Source organism: Tamaricihabitans halophyticus (assembly GCF_004340875.1).
Lineage (GTDB): Bacteria > Actinomycetota > Actinomycetes > Mycobacteriales > Pseudonocardiaceae > Tamaricihabitans > Tamaricihabitans halophyticus.
The window spans coordinates 259,139-273,707 of sequence record NZ_SLXQ01000002.1; the positions used below are offsets into that span (position 1 = coordinate 259,139).

At 66.3% G+C, this 14,569-nt stretch carries 13 protein-coding genes; 5 read left to right on the top strand and 8 right to left on the bottom strand.

Annotated features, from left to right (window positions below):
• Positions 1–26: 26 nt before the first annotated feature.
• The 8 genes from EV191_RS08810 to EV191_RS08845 form a co-directional block, all read right to left on the bottom strand.
• On the bottom strand, positions 27–794 hold the full coding sequence (locus EV191_RS08810; protein ID WP_132876429.1) for an IclR family transcriptional regulator: 768 nt from the start codon (positions 792–794) through the stop codon (positions 27–29).
• A complete protein-coding gene (locus EV191_RS08815; protein WP_132876430.1) occupies positions 778–1,749 on the bottom strand; it encodes an N-acetylglucosamine kinase in 972 nt (323 codons plus the stop codon). Before EV191_RS08815 ends, EV191_RS08810 begins: the two co-directional genes overlap by 17 nt.
• Positions 1,746–3,011: a 6-phospho-beta-glucosidase gene (locus EV191_RS08820; protein ID WP_132876431.1), complete on the bottom strand. Its 1,266-nt coding sequence runs from the start codon at positions 3,009–3,011 to the stop codon at positions 1,746–1,748. The genes EV191_RS08815 and EV191_RS08820 overlap by 4 nt, the downstream gene beginning before the upstream one ends.
• On the bottom strand, positions 3,011–3,877 hold the full coding sequence (locus EV191_RS08825; protein ID WP_132876432.1) for a carbohydrate ABC transporter permease: 867 nt from the start codon (positions 3,875–3,877) through the stop codon (positions 3,011–3,013). The genes EV191_RS08820 and EV191_RS08825 overlap by 1 nt, the downstream gene beginning before the upstream one ends.
• Positions 3,874–4,869 (bottom strand): carbohydrate ABC transporter permease, encoded by a 996-nt coding sequence (locus EV191_RS08830; protein ID WP_132876433.1) that lies wholly within the window; start codon positions 4,867–4,869, stop codon positions 3,874–3,876. Before EV191_RS08830 ends, EV191_RS08825 begins: the two co-directional genes overlap by 4 nt.
• Positions 4,866–6,203: an ABC transporter substrate-binding protein gene (locus tag EV191_RS08835; protein WP_165912884.1), complete on the bottom strand. Its 1,338-nt coding sequence runs from the start codon at positions 6,201–6,203 to the stop codon at positions 4,866–4,868. Before EV191_RS08835 ends, EV191_RS08830 begins: the two co-directional genes overlap by 4 nt.
• A complete protein-coding gene (locus EV191_RS08840; RefSeq protein WP_132876434.1) occupies positions 6,196–7,419 on the bottom strand; it encodes an ROK family transcriptional regulator in 1,224 nt (407 codons plus the stop codon). Before EV191_RS08840 ends, EV191_RS08835 begins: the two co-directional genes overlap by 8 nt.
• A 470-nt stretch (positions 7,420–7,889) precedes the next feature.
• Positions 7,890–9,080: a J domain-containing protein gene (locus EV191_RS08845; RefSeq protein WP_132876435.1), complete on the bottom strand. Its 1,191-nt coding sequence runs from the start codon at positions 9,078–9,080 to the stop codon at positions 7,890–7,892.
• Between the two features lie 209 nt (positions 9,081–9,289).
• Between EV191_RS08845 and EV191_RS08850 the strand changes: the two genes are divergently transcribed.
• From EV191_RS08850 to EV191_RS08870, 5 genes are read left to right on the top strand one after another with little or no spacing between them, the layout of a single operon-like run.
• The gene (locus EV191_RS08850) at positions 9,290–10,795 is read left to right on the top strand and encodes an SLC13 family permease (protein ID WP_132876436.1); all 1,506 of its coding nucleotides are present in this window, start codon (positions 9,290–9,292) and stop codon (positions 10,793–10,795) included.
• 22 nt (positions 10,796–10,817) lie between these two features.
• On the top strand, positions 10,818–11,411 hold the full coding sequence (locus EV191_RS08855; protein ID WP_132876437.1) for a nucleotidyltransferase family protein: 594 nt from the start codon (positions 10,818–10,820) through the stop codon (positions 11,409–11,411).
• 11 nt (positions 11,412–11,422) lie between these two features.
• Positions 11,423–12,301 carry an AAA family ATPase gene (locus tag EV191_RS08860; protein ID WP_207894463.1) on the top strand — a complete coding sequence of 293 codons (879 nt, stop codon included), beginning with the start codon at positions 11,423–11,425 and terminating at the stop codon, positions 12,299–12,301.
• A 4-nt stretch (positions 12,302–12,305) separates the two neighbouring features.
• Positions 12,306–13,430 carry a vWA domain-containing protein gene (locus tag EV191_RS08865; protein ID WP_207894464.1) on the top strand — a complete coding sequence of 375 codons (1,125 nt, stop codon included), beginning with the start codon at positions 12,306–12,308 and terminating at the stop codon, positions 13,428–13,430.
• Positions 13,414–14,532 (top strand): XdhC family protein, encoded by a 1,119-nt coding sequence (locus tag EV191_RS08870; protein ID WP_132876439.1) that lies wholly within the window; start codon positions 13,414–13,416, stop codon positions 14,530–14,532. Before EV191_RS08865 ends, EV191_RS08870 begins: the two co-directional genes overlap by 17 nt.
• The last annotated feature ends 37 nt before the right edge of the window (positions 14,533–14,569 follow it).

The window sequence follows — 14,569 nt, forward strand, 5'->3', positions numbered from 1 at the left end:
GTCCGTTCAGCGGACCACCGCGAGAGTCAAGCGTTCTGGTTGCCGAGTGTGCCCTGCGGGAGCTGTCTGCCGAGGGCGCGGGCGGCGGTGAGTAGGGCGGGCGCCGACCGGTGTGGATCAAACCGGTCCGCCGGTGCGACTACGGACAGCGCGCAGATCAGCTCGCTGTCCCCAGCGAACACTGGAGCGGCCACCGCCGCGTAGCCAAGCGTTTGCTCTTCCCGCTCGACCGCGTAGCCGGTGTTCCGGATCGTCCGCAGCGCGGCCCTCAACCGATCAGGGTCAGTGACCGTGAACTTCGTCCGCGGCCGCATCCCGGTAGCGATGATCCGTTCGCATACATCCGGATCGCAGTGCGCGAGCAGCGCCTTGCCGTTCGCGCTGCTGTAGAGCGGGCTTCGGGACGGGACTCGCGCCGAGGACACCCCGCGCTCGCCGAGAAAACGCTCCACATGAAACAGCTCGAGATCGCCGCGAACTCCGAGGTAAACACTCTGCCTGGTGGTGAGGAAGAGATCCGTCATGAACGGCCGTGCGACCTCACGCAGGATGTTGTTCCTCGGCACGAGCTGGCCGAGCTCGTAGAGGCGCGCGCCGAGCCGGTATCGCCCTTCGGCTCGCTCCAGTACACCCCAACTGACGAGTTCCCGGGTCAGCCGGTGCACGCTGGCTTTCGGGACGCCGCTGCGCCTGGCGAGTTCGTTCAGACCGAGCTCGGCGCGGTTACCGCTGAAGGCCTCGATGATCAGCCGTGCCTTGCCGAGTACTGAATCCCCGTCAGTCGCAGCAGTCATCCTCGAACGCTAGTGTTCGCCGGTTGAGGATGTCCAGGCCGAGTAGGGCGGCGCCGGCGACTGGTGGTTGTTCGGCGCGGTAGACCTGTGCGTGTGGGATGCGTTTGCGGCAGCGTTGCGCTATGTCCTCGATGTGTTTCGGGTCGATTCCGGCGAGTACGCCGCCGCCGAGGACGATGCGTACTGGTTGGTCGACCAGGTCGAGTCGTTGGGCGGATACGGTGGCTAGCAGGGCGATCTCGGTGAGCTGCCGGTCGACCACCGTGCTGGCTACCTCGTCGCCGGCCTCGGCCACGGTGAACAGTAGGGGCGCGAGCTGGTGGATCACGGACATTGCCAGCCGGCCGAAATGTAGTTCGGTGACCACATCGGACATTGTCGCCACCTGGAAATGATCACGAACGGCCTCCTGTAGCGCGGTCCGCGGGCCACGACCGTCCTCCGCCCGGACGGCCGACCACAGCGCCTCCATCCCGAGTTGCTTGCCGCCACCCCAGTCGCCGGAGATCCGCCCGAGCGCGGGAAACCGATGTACCCGGCCATTCCCGGAAACCCCGACACAGTTCACTCCCGCGCCGCACACCACCGCGATCCCGACGCCGTCCGGGGTACCGGAACGGAGCAACGCGAAGGTGTCATTACCGACCGCGGCGGAGGTTGACCAGTTCCGCTCGCGGAGCTTGGCCAGGTAGGCGTCCTCTTCCTCAGCCAGGTCGAGTCCGGCCAGATACGCCGAGGTATGCCGGGCGTACGGGCCATCCTCGGGTAACCCCGCGCGCCGCGCCGCCGTACTGGCGAGCTCTTCGATCACGCCGAGGCTGGCGGGAATACCAAGCGATTGCGGTGAGCTCCCCGGACCGCGTACCCGCGCGAGCGGCTGCCCGTAATCGTCGACCAGCCAGACATCCGTCTTGCTGTTCCCGCCGTCAACGGCAAGTACCGCAGGTGTGGTCACGACTTGGTCCACGGCAAGAAGGGCGCGTTCTGTGCGATGAGCTCGTCAGCCAGCCGTTCGGCAAGCGTGTACTGGCCGACGAGTGGGTGCGCGAGTAGCGCGTCGGCCACCCGGTCCCTGCCGCCGAGCTTGGCCGCTTCCAGCGCGAGATGCTCGTATCCGGTGACATGTCCGATCAGTCCGGCGAGCGCGGGTGGTACCGGCCGGACCGGCATCGGCTTCGCTCCTGACGAGTCCACAGTAGCCGGAACCTCGATCACGGCGTCGTCCGGCAGGAACGGCATGACCCCGTTGTTCGGCACATTGACCACGTGTTCCTCGGCGCTCGCTCCACTGGTCAGCGCGTGCACGAGCTGGATGGCCGCTTCCGAGTAGTAGGCGCCGCCGCGCTCACCGAGTAGCGCCGGCTTGTCGGTCTGGTTTGGATCGGCATAGATATCCAGTAGTTCCCGTTCCACCTCGCTGACCTTCGTCGCGCGCGGCGTGCCCGCGCGCTGTTTGTCCACGATCTCGTCATGTGCGTAGAAGTACCGCAAGTAGGGAGAAGGCAGCGCGTGCAGGCGGTGCAGGAGATCCAGCGGGCTACCGCTGCGCTCGGCCAGTGCGGCGCCGTGCTGCTTGAACAGGTCGGCCAGCTGATCGACACCGTCCACCAGCACACCGCGTTCCCACGTCAGATGGTTCAGTCCGATGTGTTCCAGCCGAACCGAATCTGGTTCCGTGCCAAGCATTGTGGAGATCAGCCGTTGGTACATGATCGCCACGTTGCACAGGCCGACGGCCCGGTGCCCAGCGGTGGTCAGCGCCCTGGTGACGATGCCCACCGGGTTGGTGAAGTTCACCAGCCAGGTGCGTTCGCCAGCGATCGCGCGCACCCGATCCGCGATATCCAGCACGACCGGCACGGTACGTAGTGCTTTCGCGAGCCCACCGGCACCCGTCGTCTCCTGACCGATGCAGCCGCAGTCCAACGGGAAGGTTTCATCGCGTTGCCGTGCCGCCTGGCCACCAACCCTGAGCTGGAGCAGTACCGCGGTTGCGCCGTCCACGCCGCGTTCCAGCTCGGTGGTCGTGCGCACCCGCGCGGGATGCCCGGCGTGGTCGAGGAGCCGCTGACAGAACGGCCCCACGATGCCGAGGCGGTGCTCGTCCGGGTCGACCAGCACGATCTCGTCGACGGCCAGGCTGGTGCGCCTGCCGGCGATACCGTCCACGAGCTCCGGCGTGTAGGTCGAGCCACCGCCGACGACGGCAAGTTTCATTATTTCACTCCCGTGAATGTGATCCCTCTGATGAACGTCTTCTGGGCGAAGACGAACAGTACGATGACCGGCAGGATGGTGAGCACGGTCGCGGCCATGGTCAGATTCCAGTCCACTTTGTGCGTGTTGCGGAACATCGACAGCCCAAGCGAAAGCGTCCAGCTCTCCTCGTTCGTGCCGGTGTAGAGCAACGGTCCGAAGTAGTCATTCCAGGTGTAGAGGAAGGTGAACAGTGCCGCGGCGGCGATGCCCGGCCTGATCATCGGCAGCAGCACCTGGTAGAGGATGCGGAACTCGGAACAGCCGTCCACCCGTGCCGCGTCCAGATAGTCCTGTGGAATCGTCAGGAAGAACTGGCGGAGCAGGAAGATACTGAACGCATCGCCAACCAGATAGGGCACGATAAGCGGCCAGAGCGTGCCGGTCAGGCCGAGATCCGCCCACATGCTGTAGAGCGGGACGGCGACGACCTGTGGCGGCAGCATCATGGCGGCGATCACCAACATGAAGCCCACGTTGCTGCCGCGCCAGCGAAGCCTGGCAAGCGCGTAGGCCGCGGGGATACTGGAGATCAGCATGCCGACGGTCGCCGCGACCGAGTAGAGCACGCTGTTGACAAAGAAGTCGAGCATGGGCGCGGCTTCGAAAACGGTCGCGAAGTTGTCGAATCGCCACTCGCGCGGCCAGAGATCCGCCGTCAGTGCCTGCTGGTCCGTCATCACCGCGGTCAGCAACACGAAGAGCACCGGCAGCGCGAACATCAGGCCGAGTGCGATGCCGAGGCTGTGTACCGCTACCCAGTGCAGGAACCGTTGCCCGCCAGGACGGCGGGTGCTGGTCCGTTGTGTGGTCAAGGTTGTGGTCATGAGCGCACCGCCTCCGGGCTGCGGGCACGCAGCTGTCTGATGAGAACGGCCGTGAACGCGAACGACACGAGAAACAGCAGTACGGCCATGGCCGAGGCGTATCCCATGTGGTACGCGCGGAATCCCTCGTCGAACATCCGCGCCGTGAAGGTCAGCGTGGAGTCGGCGGGATAGCCGATCACCCTGGTACTGCCGACCGGGAAAGTACTGCCGGACGCCACCGAGCCGGCGACCACCGCCTGCGTGAAGTACTGCAACGCGAACACGATCGTATTGACGACGGCGAACAGCAGCACCGGCGCGATCGACGGCAAGGTGATGTTGCGGAACCTGCTCCATGGTCCGGCGCCATCGAGTTGCGCGGCCTCGTGTAGCTCCTTTGGCACGTCCAGCAGCGCGGCCAGAATAATGATCATGATCTCGCCGGAACCCCACAGGGTCAGCAGCACCAGTGCCGGTTTGGCCAGCGCGGGATCGCTGAACCACAGTGGACCTTCGATGCCCAGCCAGCCGAGCACGGTACTCACGGGCCCCTCGGGAGCCATGATGAAGACGAAGGTGATCGTCGCCGCGACCGGGGGTACCAGCGATGGCAGGTAGCACAAGGTGCGCACCAAGCCGACCCCGCGTTTGAGCCGGGCGAGCACCGAGGCGACGGCGAGCGCGAAGGCTACCCGGCATACGGTGAGCACGGCGACCAGCCACACCGTGTTGTACGCGGCCGTGGCGACCACCGGATCCTTGGCGAACAGGTACACGTAGTTGCGCAACCCGACGAAGCCGGGAGTGGCCAAACCGTCGAAATCGGTGAACGAGTACCACAGGGTCGCGGCAAGCGGGTAGAGGAAGAACACCGTGAGGCCGATTGCCCACGGCGCGAGGAACAGCAGTAGCCAGCCGCGGTGGTGCCGGGAGAGTGATCGGCGGCGTTTCGGCGTGTCCGAGGTGAGCGGTGCGCCGGCCCTACGTGTGTCGGTTATCGCGCGTGTCATCGCCGCCCCAGTTCTTTCGCGTCATCGATCGCCTGGTCCAGATCGGCGAGTTCGGCGGGCAGGTCGTCGACCTGGCCCGCTTGCCAGGACTGCAGGAAGCTCTCCACGGTCTTGATCGAGGCAAGTCCGTTCGGCGTAGGCGGGCTGGTGGCCAGATGTGGGCTGGTGAATATATCCAAAAAGGTCTGAAAGCGCTCATCTGCCTCGAGATCGGGATGCTTGGCCGCGTCCAAAGTGGAGGGCACGTTGCCAAACTCGTTCGCCAGGTGAAGCTGTGCCTCGGTGTTCGTGGACAGATACTTGATGGCCTCCCATGCGGCACCCGGCTGGTTGGCGCCACGCGGGATGCCGACCGTGCTACCGGTGATGTAGCCGCCGCCGTACGTGTTCCTACGGTCGTCGGCGACCGGTGCGGGGGCCGTGCCGTAGTTGACATCCGGTGCCTGGTCGGCGAGGAAGGCGGTGCGGTACTCGCCGTCGAAGACCATTGCGATCTCGCCGGTCTGGAATCCTTGGTCAGCCGAGGAGTAGAGGCCCAGCTTGCTGGTGAAGCGCTGCAGCCGTTCCCAGCCGTAGTAGTCGGTGAGCTCCTTTTGCCAGCGCAGCATTCGCTGCCATGCGGGATCCGTGGCCAGCGAGGATTTGCCCTTCTTGTCCACCCAGTCCGCTCCCCACTGCGGTGCCCAGACGGTGGGATAGTTCTGGTAGAAGAACATGCGGGGCACGAACCCGGCTACCTTGATCGAACCGTCCGGATTGAACTCGGTGAGGCGCTTCGCGTAGTCGGTGAGTTCGGACATGGTTCGCGGCGGCCGGTCGATGCCTGCCTTGGCGAACAGCTCCTTGTTGTAGTACAGGCCGAAAGTATCCGCGAGCATCGGCATGGAACACCGCGTGCCCTGATACTGGGTGTAGTTCCGAACGGCTTGCGGGATCCGGCTCAGATCCACCTCATCGCGCTCAAGATACGGGCCGAGATCCTGCCAGGCGCCGCTCGAACAGTAGAGCCCGACGTGGTACGACGCCGAGGAGATCGCCACATCCGGCGGTATGCCACCACGAATAGCCTGCGTGATCTTGTCGTCGTCCTGGTTACCGGATACCTCGACGGAGATATTTGGCTGCGATTCATCGAACCGGCGCATGACCTCGCGCAGTGCCTCCAGCTCGCGGTCCGCGAAGTTGCTCCATACCGTGATCGTGACCGGCCTGTTAGGCGGTGGTTCGGCCGTAGCCGGTTCGGTGGGGCCACCGCCGCAGGCGGCAAGGACGAAACCGGCGGCCATCGTGCTGGCGGCAAGCCGGATCGTGTTGCGACGGAACAGCTTAGTCATCGGCACTCCTCGGTTCCGGCCTTGGTTGCGGGCGGGTGAGTAGTTCGGCGGCGGAAAGGCCGAACAGCTGCTCCCTGGCGTTGGCGAGCGCGACATGCAGCGCGCCCGCGCGAACCGCGTCCTCCTGCGTCCAGGCCAACTCGACCGGTGTAGGTACCCATGCCTGCCGGTGTAAGTGCTTGCCAACTAGTGCGCATAGTCGCTCGCCGCCAGCCTGCGCGATCTGACCGGCGAGTAGCACGAGTTGCGGATCAAGCACGCTCACGATGCCGAGTACACCGGTGCTGATCCTGCTCGCCAGATCGTCGAGGAACGCTTCGCCGGATTGCCCCGCCGCGACCGCCTTGCGCACCACGACCTGGCCGGTACGCCCGCTGATGCCGTGCGCCCTGGCGAGCCGAACGGTTGCCGGATTGCCCAGCAGCTCGCCGAAGCGACTGCCAGCTGGCCCAGCAGAGGTGTCCGTTGTGGAGGGATCAGGCACCCGCATCCGGTCGATCTCACCGGCACCGCCGTGCGCGCCCCGCAAGAGGGTTCGGTTGAGTACGACCGCGCCACCAACCGCCGCAGCCGGCCAGACGAGCACGAAATCACGGATGGCCGCCGCCCTGCCGGTGACCATCTCTTCCAGGGCGACCAGGTTGACGTCGTTTTCCACCGTTACCGGTGTGTTCAGCTCGGCGCCGAGTCTTCCTGGCAGATCGAAGCCTTGCCAGCCGCGCAGGCCGGGAGCGAAGCCGAGCCGCCCCGTGTTCGGGTCAACCGCGCCCGGGCTGCCAAGTACCACGTGTAGCAACTGGTCCGCGGTGACTCCGGCCTTCGCGGTTGCCTTGCGCAGCGCGGCGGAGAACGCCGAAAGTGCCGCCTCGGTGGAACTGGTCGGCAGTTCGGCGTGCAGTTCGGCATGAATCCGGCCGGTGATATCGGCGAGCACGATGTCCACCGCGCCGATGGTCAACTCGGCGGCGACGAGATAGCCAAGCTCGCCGCGCACCGCCCACAGCTGTGCCCGTGGGCCGCGGCCGCCTTCCCGGAGACCGACAGTCTCGATCACCCCGTCATCCTGTAGCCGGGTGAGTAGCTGTGCGGTCGCCGGTTTGGACAGTCCAATGCGCTCGTCCAGATCGGCTCGGGTGAGTGGCCCATCGTGTAACAGCGCGTCGATCGCCGCGCGATCGTTGATCTCCCGGAGTAGCCGGGGACTGCCAACTCGCATCAAGACCTCGTTGTCTAGATCTGTCTGTTAACTTTCCAGACTAATTAGACAGAGGTTATGGCCGCTGAGGTGCGAGGTCAATACTCCGAATGCCAGGTTGGGCTGATGTTGGTCTGGCTAGGCCTCCGGCACGCCGATACCGAGATTCGTCCACCACCAGGGCGGCAGTGTTGTGGTCCGGTCGCTGACAAGCTGGTAACAGGCAACCTGTTGGCCCAGCCCATGTTGCCGCGAATGCCGTAGCCGAGGCAGTCGAGATAGGTGCTCAGTTCCGGACTAGCGGAGCGGAGCACGACATCGCGTACCTGGAGGAAGTGGGCGAGGATACGGTCACGCAACTCGGCGACTGGTCGCGGCGTGGCTATGCTTGGGTACTTGGCGCGTCCATTTCGGTGTCTGCTATCGGCGGTAGCCGGTTGGCGATTTCCAGCAGCGCGAAGGTCGGGTCGCCGCCGACATCGCGGGCCGGCTCAGCCAGGCGCGACCACTTGATCGAGCAGGGTATGGAACGTGTTCCGGTCCAATGTGCACGGATCTTCGGCCAACCAGCGGCCGATGTTTCGAACGAACTGGTCCGGCGTCATGGGTGGGGCCTCCAGCGTCTCCGGCGCATCGGCGGTGACCTTGCCCGACCGGCTGGGGTAGATGATCAGGGCGCCGCGGATCTGCGCCCCGGGTAGGAGCTCGCGGAACGCGGCCAGCGCGTCCGGCAACTGGGTTTCCCCGCCAAGGAAGCGATGACTGTCCCGCCACAACTGACCGGTTTCGTCGATCGTGTAATGCCCCGGCAGCCAGAGTTTGGAATCGATCAGCACCAGCCGTTTACCGCACAGCACGGCGTGGTCCACATCGGCGAAGACCGAATCCGGCAGCGCGAGACCATGGAACACGCGCACACCACTGAGTCTGGTCAGGTACCTGGTGAGCAGGTCGGCGGTACGTCGTTCGTCGACCTCATCGCGTTCTACCCCCGGCCGGCCGAACACCACCCGGTCGCCGAACTCCGCGGCGAACTCCTTGTCTTCCCGCGCGGTGGCCAGATATCGACGGGCGAGCAGCGCGCCGGCGACCACGGTGCCGGCCAGTACCGCCAGCACCGCGACGAAGACACCGGTCGGCAGGTTGAGCGGCAGTACCACCAGCAGCAGGCACAGCACGCCAACGCCGCCAACCCAGCCAGCCGGCGCGTGCCCGGTGGCTTCGCGCAAGGAGAACTGTGCCCGCTCGCCCGCGCCAGGCGCGAACCACCAGTCGATGGTGGCCGGGTCCACCCTTGGCGTCGGCGGGACGTAGTTCGGATCCGAACCGACCGTGCGCCGAGCGCGCGGCCGAGTAGTTCGCCGGGTGCCACCGAACGCTTCGAAGGCCAGCTCCTCGAGCGTCGCGTCGTCGAACCGGCTGGACTCGGCCCAGGACTCGTGCTGCCCGTTGAGTGGTTGGCCCGTCCCGTTCTTCCCCGAGCTGTCGTACTCCGCCCGAGTCACCGGATCGTGCAGCGTCTCGAAGGCGATCTGGAGTAAGCGAAAGGCGCCGGGCGTGCCGCCGGCGTCCGGGTGCATCGTTCTCGCCAGGTTCCGGAAGGCCGATTTGATCTCGGCCGGCGATGCATTCCGGTCCACGTCGAGCAACTCGTAATAGTCGACGTCGTCCGCTCCGCCCACGTCTGTGTCCACCTCCAGGTAAGTGCTTCGCAACGATATCGGCCGGCCAGGCGGCTTCGGGTGCCATGGGGCTGCCGGCGCGTCGATGCGGTGTGCTTACGGCCGCATGGCGACTTCGGCGGACGCGACAGGCCGAAAAATCAGGTTTCTAGCCCAAAGCATGAGCAACTGCCGGTACATTCCGGGCATTCGAGACCCGGAGGCGTGTAATGACACAAGTCGGCGACAAGACAACCGAAAGTGAATCGGCGACCGGATCCTCTCGCCTGAACTGGGTGGGGCTGCTTCTTGGTCCCTGCCTAGCGGCGCTGTTGTATCTGGTATTACCGGACAGCCTTGCTGGTAACGGGAAGATCGCCGCCGCCGTCGCGATGCTCATGGCGACCTGGTGGGTCACCGAGGCGATTCCGCTACCTGCGACCGCACTGTTGCCGATGATTATGTTTCCGGTCTTGGGTGTCGCACCCATCGAAGACGTCGTCGGTCCGTACGCCGACAAGGTCATCTTCCTGTTCATGGGTGGTTTCGTACTGGGACTAGCCATGCAGCGGTGGAACCTGCACCGGCGATTCGCTCTGCGTACCGTGCTCCTCGTTGGCACGAGCCCGGTCCGGCTGATCGGCGGGTTCATGCTTGCCACCGGATTTATCACGATGTGGGTGAGCAACACCGCCACCGCGGTGATCATGTATCCGGTGGGGCTTTCCGTGCTCGCGTTGGTTGGCCAACTTGGCGACGGCAAGGGCGACAAGAATTTCAGCACCGCGCTGATGCTGGGTATCGCCTATGCTGCCTCGATCGGATCGTTGGGCACGATCATTGGCACGCCACCGAATACGTTCCTGGTTGGTTATCTGCGCGATAACCACGACATCAACATTGGTTTCGGGCAATGGATGTTGTTCGGCGTGCCGATCTCCGCGGTCTTCCTCGTGCTTGCCTGGCTGGTGCTGAGCAAGTTCGTGTACCGGCCGCGCATCAAGGAGTTGCCGGGTAGCAGGGAGTTGCTCAAGCAGCAACTCGACGAGATGGGGCCGATGTCGCGTGGTGAGAAAAATGCGCTCGGGGTTTTCATCGGTGCGGCCGCGGCATGGATCCTGGCGCCGCTGCTTGCCGATCCGACGATCATGGGTGGCGCCGCGCTGACCTGGCTGGATCGGTTGGACGACAGTGTTATCGCTATGGCCGTAGCCGTCGTGCTCTTCATCCTGCCTGCCGGCGGTGGTGCCCGAACCATCGACTGGGACACCACGAAGCAGTTGCCGTGGGGAGTACTACTGCTTTTTGGTGGTGGGCTCAGCCTTTCTGGCCAGTTTACCGAGAGCGGCCTCAGCTCCTGGCTCGGTGAACAGGTTCGCGGTCTTGACGTACTGCCGACGGTGTTGTTCGTCGCGGCAGCCGCGTTGATCGTGTTGGCGCTGACGGAGCTGACCAGCAATACGGCCACGGCGGCTACCTTCATCCCGATACTCGGCGGGGTTGCAGTTGGCTTGGGCATTGATCCGATGGCCCTGGTAGTGCCCGCGGCGCTGGCTGCTACCTGCGCTTTCATGCTGCCGGTTGCGACTCCACCGAACGCGATCGTGTTCGGCTCTGGGCACGTCACCATCGGTCAGATGGTTCGCGGGGGTGTCTGGTTGAACGTAATCGCCGTCGTGCTCATCACGGTGGCTGTCTACGCCCTAGGCGGCTGGATACTCGGCATCGCGCTCTGATGCCAGGGGGTAGGTTGGCGCCATGTCGACCAGGGCCGCCGGACTGTTGCTCGCCGCGGGCGCGGGCCGACGGTTCGGCGGTCCGAAAGCGCTGGCCACACTGGACGGTGAAGCTTTCGTCCAGCGTGCCGTGCGAACGCTCACCGATGGCGGTTGCGATCCGGTACACGTGGTACTCGGTGCGCGGGCCGCGCAGGTCCGCGAGCTGTTGCCGGCCGGCGTGCACGCGGTGACCGCGCCGGACTGGTCGAGCGGGATGGGTGCCTCACTGCGCGCCGGGCTGGCCGCGATCGCCGAGCTGGACGTGGCCGCGGTGCTGGTGCACCTCGTTGATCTGCCGGGAGTATCCGCTCGGGTCGTCGCCACGCTAGCGGCGCTGAGCGAACCCTCGGTGCTCGCGCGGGCCAGCTACCACGGCGTGCCTGGCCATCCGGTGCTGCTCGGCAACCAGTACTGGCCGGAGATCGCGGCGAGTCTGCACGGCGATCAGGGCGCCCGGGGCTGGCTCGCCGGCCGGACCGACCTGCGGTTTGTGGAATGCGCCGAGCTCGGTGCTGGTGCCGATGTGGATACTCCGGATGATCTGCCCGCTGACGGGACGGGGTCTCGCCCGTAGGCTCGGTGCTCGTGACACCCGAGACCGCGGCCGAACTGGCCGACCAGCTCGAATCAACCGGCTACCTCGCCGACCCCGGCGTCGCGACCGCGGCGTTCCTGGCTATGCGGATGCCCAAACCGCTGTTCTGCGAGGGCGAGCCGGGGACAGGGAAAACCTCACTGGCGCAGGCGCTGTCCCAGGCCCTGGACGTGCCGCTGATCAGGTTGCAGTGCCACGAGGGGATCGACGCGGGGCAGGCGCTCTACGAATGGGATTTCCCCCGCCAACTGCTGCACCTGCGCGCGCTCGAGGCGGCCAGCGGTGGCGAACTCGACGTCACGGTCGCCGAGCAGTCCCTGTATACCGAGCGTTTCCTGCTCGCCAGGCCCCTGCTGCGCGCGCTGACCAGCGCGCCGTGCGTCCTACTCATCGACGAGATCGACCGCGCCGATGACGAGTTCGAGGCCTTCCTGCTCCAGGTGCTGGACGAGAACGCGGTGAGCATCCCGGAGTTCGGTGAGGTCCGTGCGCAGACGCCACCGCTGGTGGTACTCACCTCGAACCGCACCCGCGAGGTGCATGACGCGCTCAAGCGGCGCTGTCTGTACCACTGGCTCGCCCATCCCGAGTTCGCGCGCGAGGTCGAGATCCTGCGGCGCAGGTTGCCGGGGATCAGCGAACGACTGGCCGAGCAGGTCGCCGGAGCGGTGCGCCGGCTGCGTGAGCTGGAGCTGCTCAAGCCGCCCGGCGTGGCCGAATCGCTTGACTGGGCGCGGGCGCTGCAGGCGCTTGGCCGCGACGAACTGGACGCGGCCACCGCGGCCAGCACGCTTGGCGCGGTGCTGAAGTACCGCGAGGACGCGGATCGCGCGGTCGCGGCCGGGCTAGACGCGCTGCTCGCGGGTTGAGGCGATGGCAGGGGACACGATGGACGTACTGCCCGGGCTCGTCGGATTCGCCCGTGTGCTCGCCGAATCCGGTGTCCCGGTCAGTTCCCATCGCACCGCGATGTATCTGGACGCGGTTGGGCACCTCGACCTCGCCGATCCGGGAGCGCTCTACTGGGCGGGACGGCTGACGCTCTGCGGCGACCCGGACGACCTACCGCGCTACGACGAGGCCTTTGCCCGGTGGTTCACCGATGACTGGCCGGCGCAGGAGCAGCGTTCGGTGAGCATGCCGCAGCGCGCGCAGATCGCCGCGCTTTCCGGTGTCGAGGCCGGCAGCGGGGATGTGTTGAGCGATCCGGAAGCGCTGCCCGTGGCCGCGAGTGAAACCGAGATCCTGCGACATCGGGATATCGCTGCGCTCAGCCCGGCCGAACGCGCACATCTGCGGGAGCTGTTGAACAAGCTGCGGCCGCAACCGCCGAGACGTGCCTCGCTGCGGTCCGAGCAAGCGCGGCGCGGTCACCTCGACCCGCGCCGAACCCTGCGCGGCATGCTGACGACCCTGGGCGAGCCGATCCACCTGGCACACCGCAAACGCGCGAAACGGGCGCGCAAAGTGGTGTTGCTCGTGGACGTCTCCGGTTCGATGAGTCCGTACGCGGATGCGCTGCTGCGGTTCGCGCACGTGGTGACCAGGCATAACCCGGCGACCACCGAGGCGTTCGCGCTCGGCACCCGGATGACCCGGTTGTCACGGGCACTGCGCAGCCGGGATCCGGAGCATGCGCTCGCCGATGCCGGGCGCGCGGTGCCGGACTGGGCCGGCGGTACCCGGCTCGGCGAGACACTGCGCGCCTTCCTCGACCGGTGGGGACACCGTGGGCTGGCCAGGCACGCGGTGGTGGTTATTTTCTCGGATGGATGGGAACGCGGCGATACGGCGTTGTTGGAAGAGCAGCTCGCTCGGCTGCACCGGCTCGCCTACCGCGTGTTGTGGGTGAATCCGCACGCGGGGCGGAAAGGATATGCCCCAGTGCAATCCGGTATCGCGGCCGCGCTGCCGCATATCGACGGGCTGCTTGCCGGGCACAGCTTGGCCACGTTGGAACAACTGCTCCAGGAGATGCGTGATGCGGGACGTTCTTGATGAGCTATCCAAGCGCTGGGATGCCGGCGAGTCCGTCGGTCTTGGCACGGTAGTGAACACCTTCCGGTCGGCACCCCGCGCGCCTGGCGCGGCGATGGTGGTCGCCGAAGACGACACCGTCACCGGCAGCGTATCCGGCGGCTGTGTGGAGGGCGCGGTTTACGAGCTGGGGCAGCAGACCATCGCCGAGGGCACGCCGGTACTACAGCGCTATGGTGTTTCCGACGACGACGCTTTCGCGATCGGCCTCACCTGCGGCGGGATTATCGACATTTTCGTCGAGCGGGTGAACCGCGAATCGTTTCCCGAACTTGGCGCGATCGCCGAAGCGGTCCGGGCTGGGAAACCGGTCGCCGTGGCGACGGTGATCGAGCATCCGGACCCCGCCTGGCTGGGGAACCGGTTGGTGGTGTGGCCGGATCGGGCGAGCGGCGGGCTGGGCAGCGCCAGGGCAGACGATGCGGTCGCCGACGATACGCGCGGGCTGCTCGCGGGCGGGCGCAGCGCCACATTGCACTACGGGCCGGACGGCCAGCGCCGTGGCGAGGGGATGAGCGTGTTCGTGAACTCGTTCCAGCCGCCGCCTCGGATGTTGGTGTTCGGCGCCATCGACTTCGCCGCCGCGATGGCGCGGATGGGCGCGTACCTCGGCTACCAGGTGACGGTCTGCGACGCGCGCGGTGTATTTGCCACCGCTGCGCGGTTTCCCGAGGCGGACGAGGTGATCGTGGACTGGCCGCACCGTTACCTCGAGGCGGAGGCAGCCGCCGGCAGGGTGGACGAGCGAACGGTGCTCGCGGTGCTTACCCACGACCCGAAATTCGATGTACCACTGCTCGAGGTGGCGCTGCGGTTGAACGTCGCCTACGTCGGGGCGATGGGTTCCCGGCGGACGCATGACGACCGGCTCGCCAGGCTGCGCGAGGTCGGGCTCGGCGAGGCGGAGCTGGCCAGGCTCGCCTCGCCGATCGGCCTGGATCTCGGTGCCCGCACGCCCGAGGAGACCGCGGTGTCCATCGCCGCCGAGATGATCGCGCTGCGGTGGGGCGGGCGCGGGGAACGGCTCGCCGAGCTCAGCGGCCCGATCCACCGCGACGAGTAGTACACCGCAAGCGCGCCAGCCGGGGTCGGGCGGCGAG

Excerpts from the sequence above, each read along its gene's own strand:
- EV191_RS08810 (WP_132876429.1), bottom strand. The coding sequence starts at position 794 with ATGACTGCTGCGACTGACGGGGATTCAGTACTCGGCAAGGCACGGCTG.
- EV191_RS08820 (WP_132876431.1), bottom strand. The coding sequence starts at position 3,011 with ATGAAACTTGCCGTCGTCGGCGGTGGCTCGACCTACACGCCGGAGCTC.
- EV191_RS08825 (WP_132876432.1), bottom strand. The coding sequence starts at position 3,877 with ATGACCACAACCTTGACCACACAACGGACCAGCACCCGCCGTCCTGGC.
- EV191_RS08830 (WP_132876433.1), bottom strand. The coding sequence starts at position 4,869 with ATGACACGCGCGATAACCGACACACGTAGGGCCGGCGCACCGCTCACC.
- EV191_RS08835 (WP_165912884.1), bottom strand. The coding sequence starts at position 6,203 with ATGACTAAGCTGTTCCGTCGCAACACGATCCGGCTTGCCGCCAGCACG.
- EV191_RS08840 (WP_132876434.1), bottom strand. The coding sequence starts at position 7,419 with ATGCGAGTTGGCAGTCCCCGGCTACTCCGGGAGATCAACGATCGCGCG.
- EV191_RS08850 (WP_132876436.1), top strand. The coding sequence starts at position 9,290 with ATGACACAAGTCGGCGACAAGACAACCGAAAGTGAATCGGCGACCGGA.
- EV191_RS08855 (WP_132876437.1), top strand. The coding sequence starts at position 10,818 with ATGTCGACCAGGGCCGCCGGACTGTTGCTCGCCGCGGGCGCGGGCCGA.
- EV191_RS08865 (WP_207894464.1), top strand. The coding sequence starts at position 12,306 with ATGGCAGGGGACACGATGGACGTACTGCCCGGGCTCGTCGGATTCGCC.
- EV191_RS08870 (WP_132876439.1), top strand. The coding sequence starts at position 13,414 with ATGCGGGACGTTCTTGATGAGCTATCCAAGCGCTGGGATGCCGGCGAG.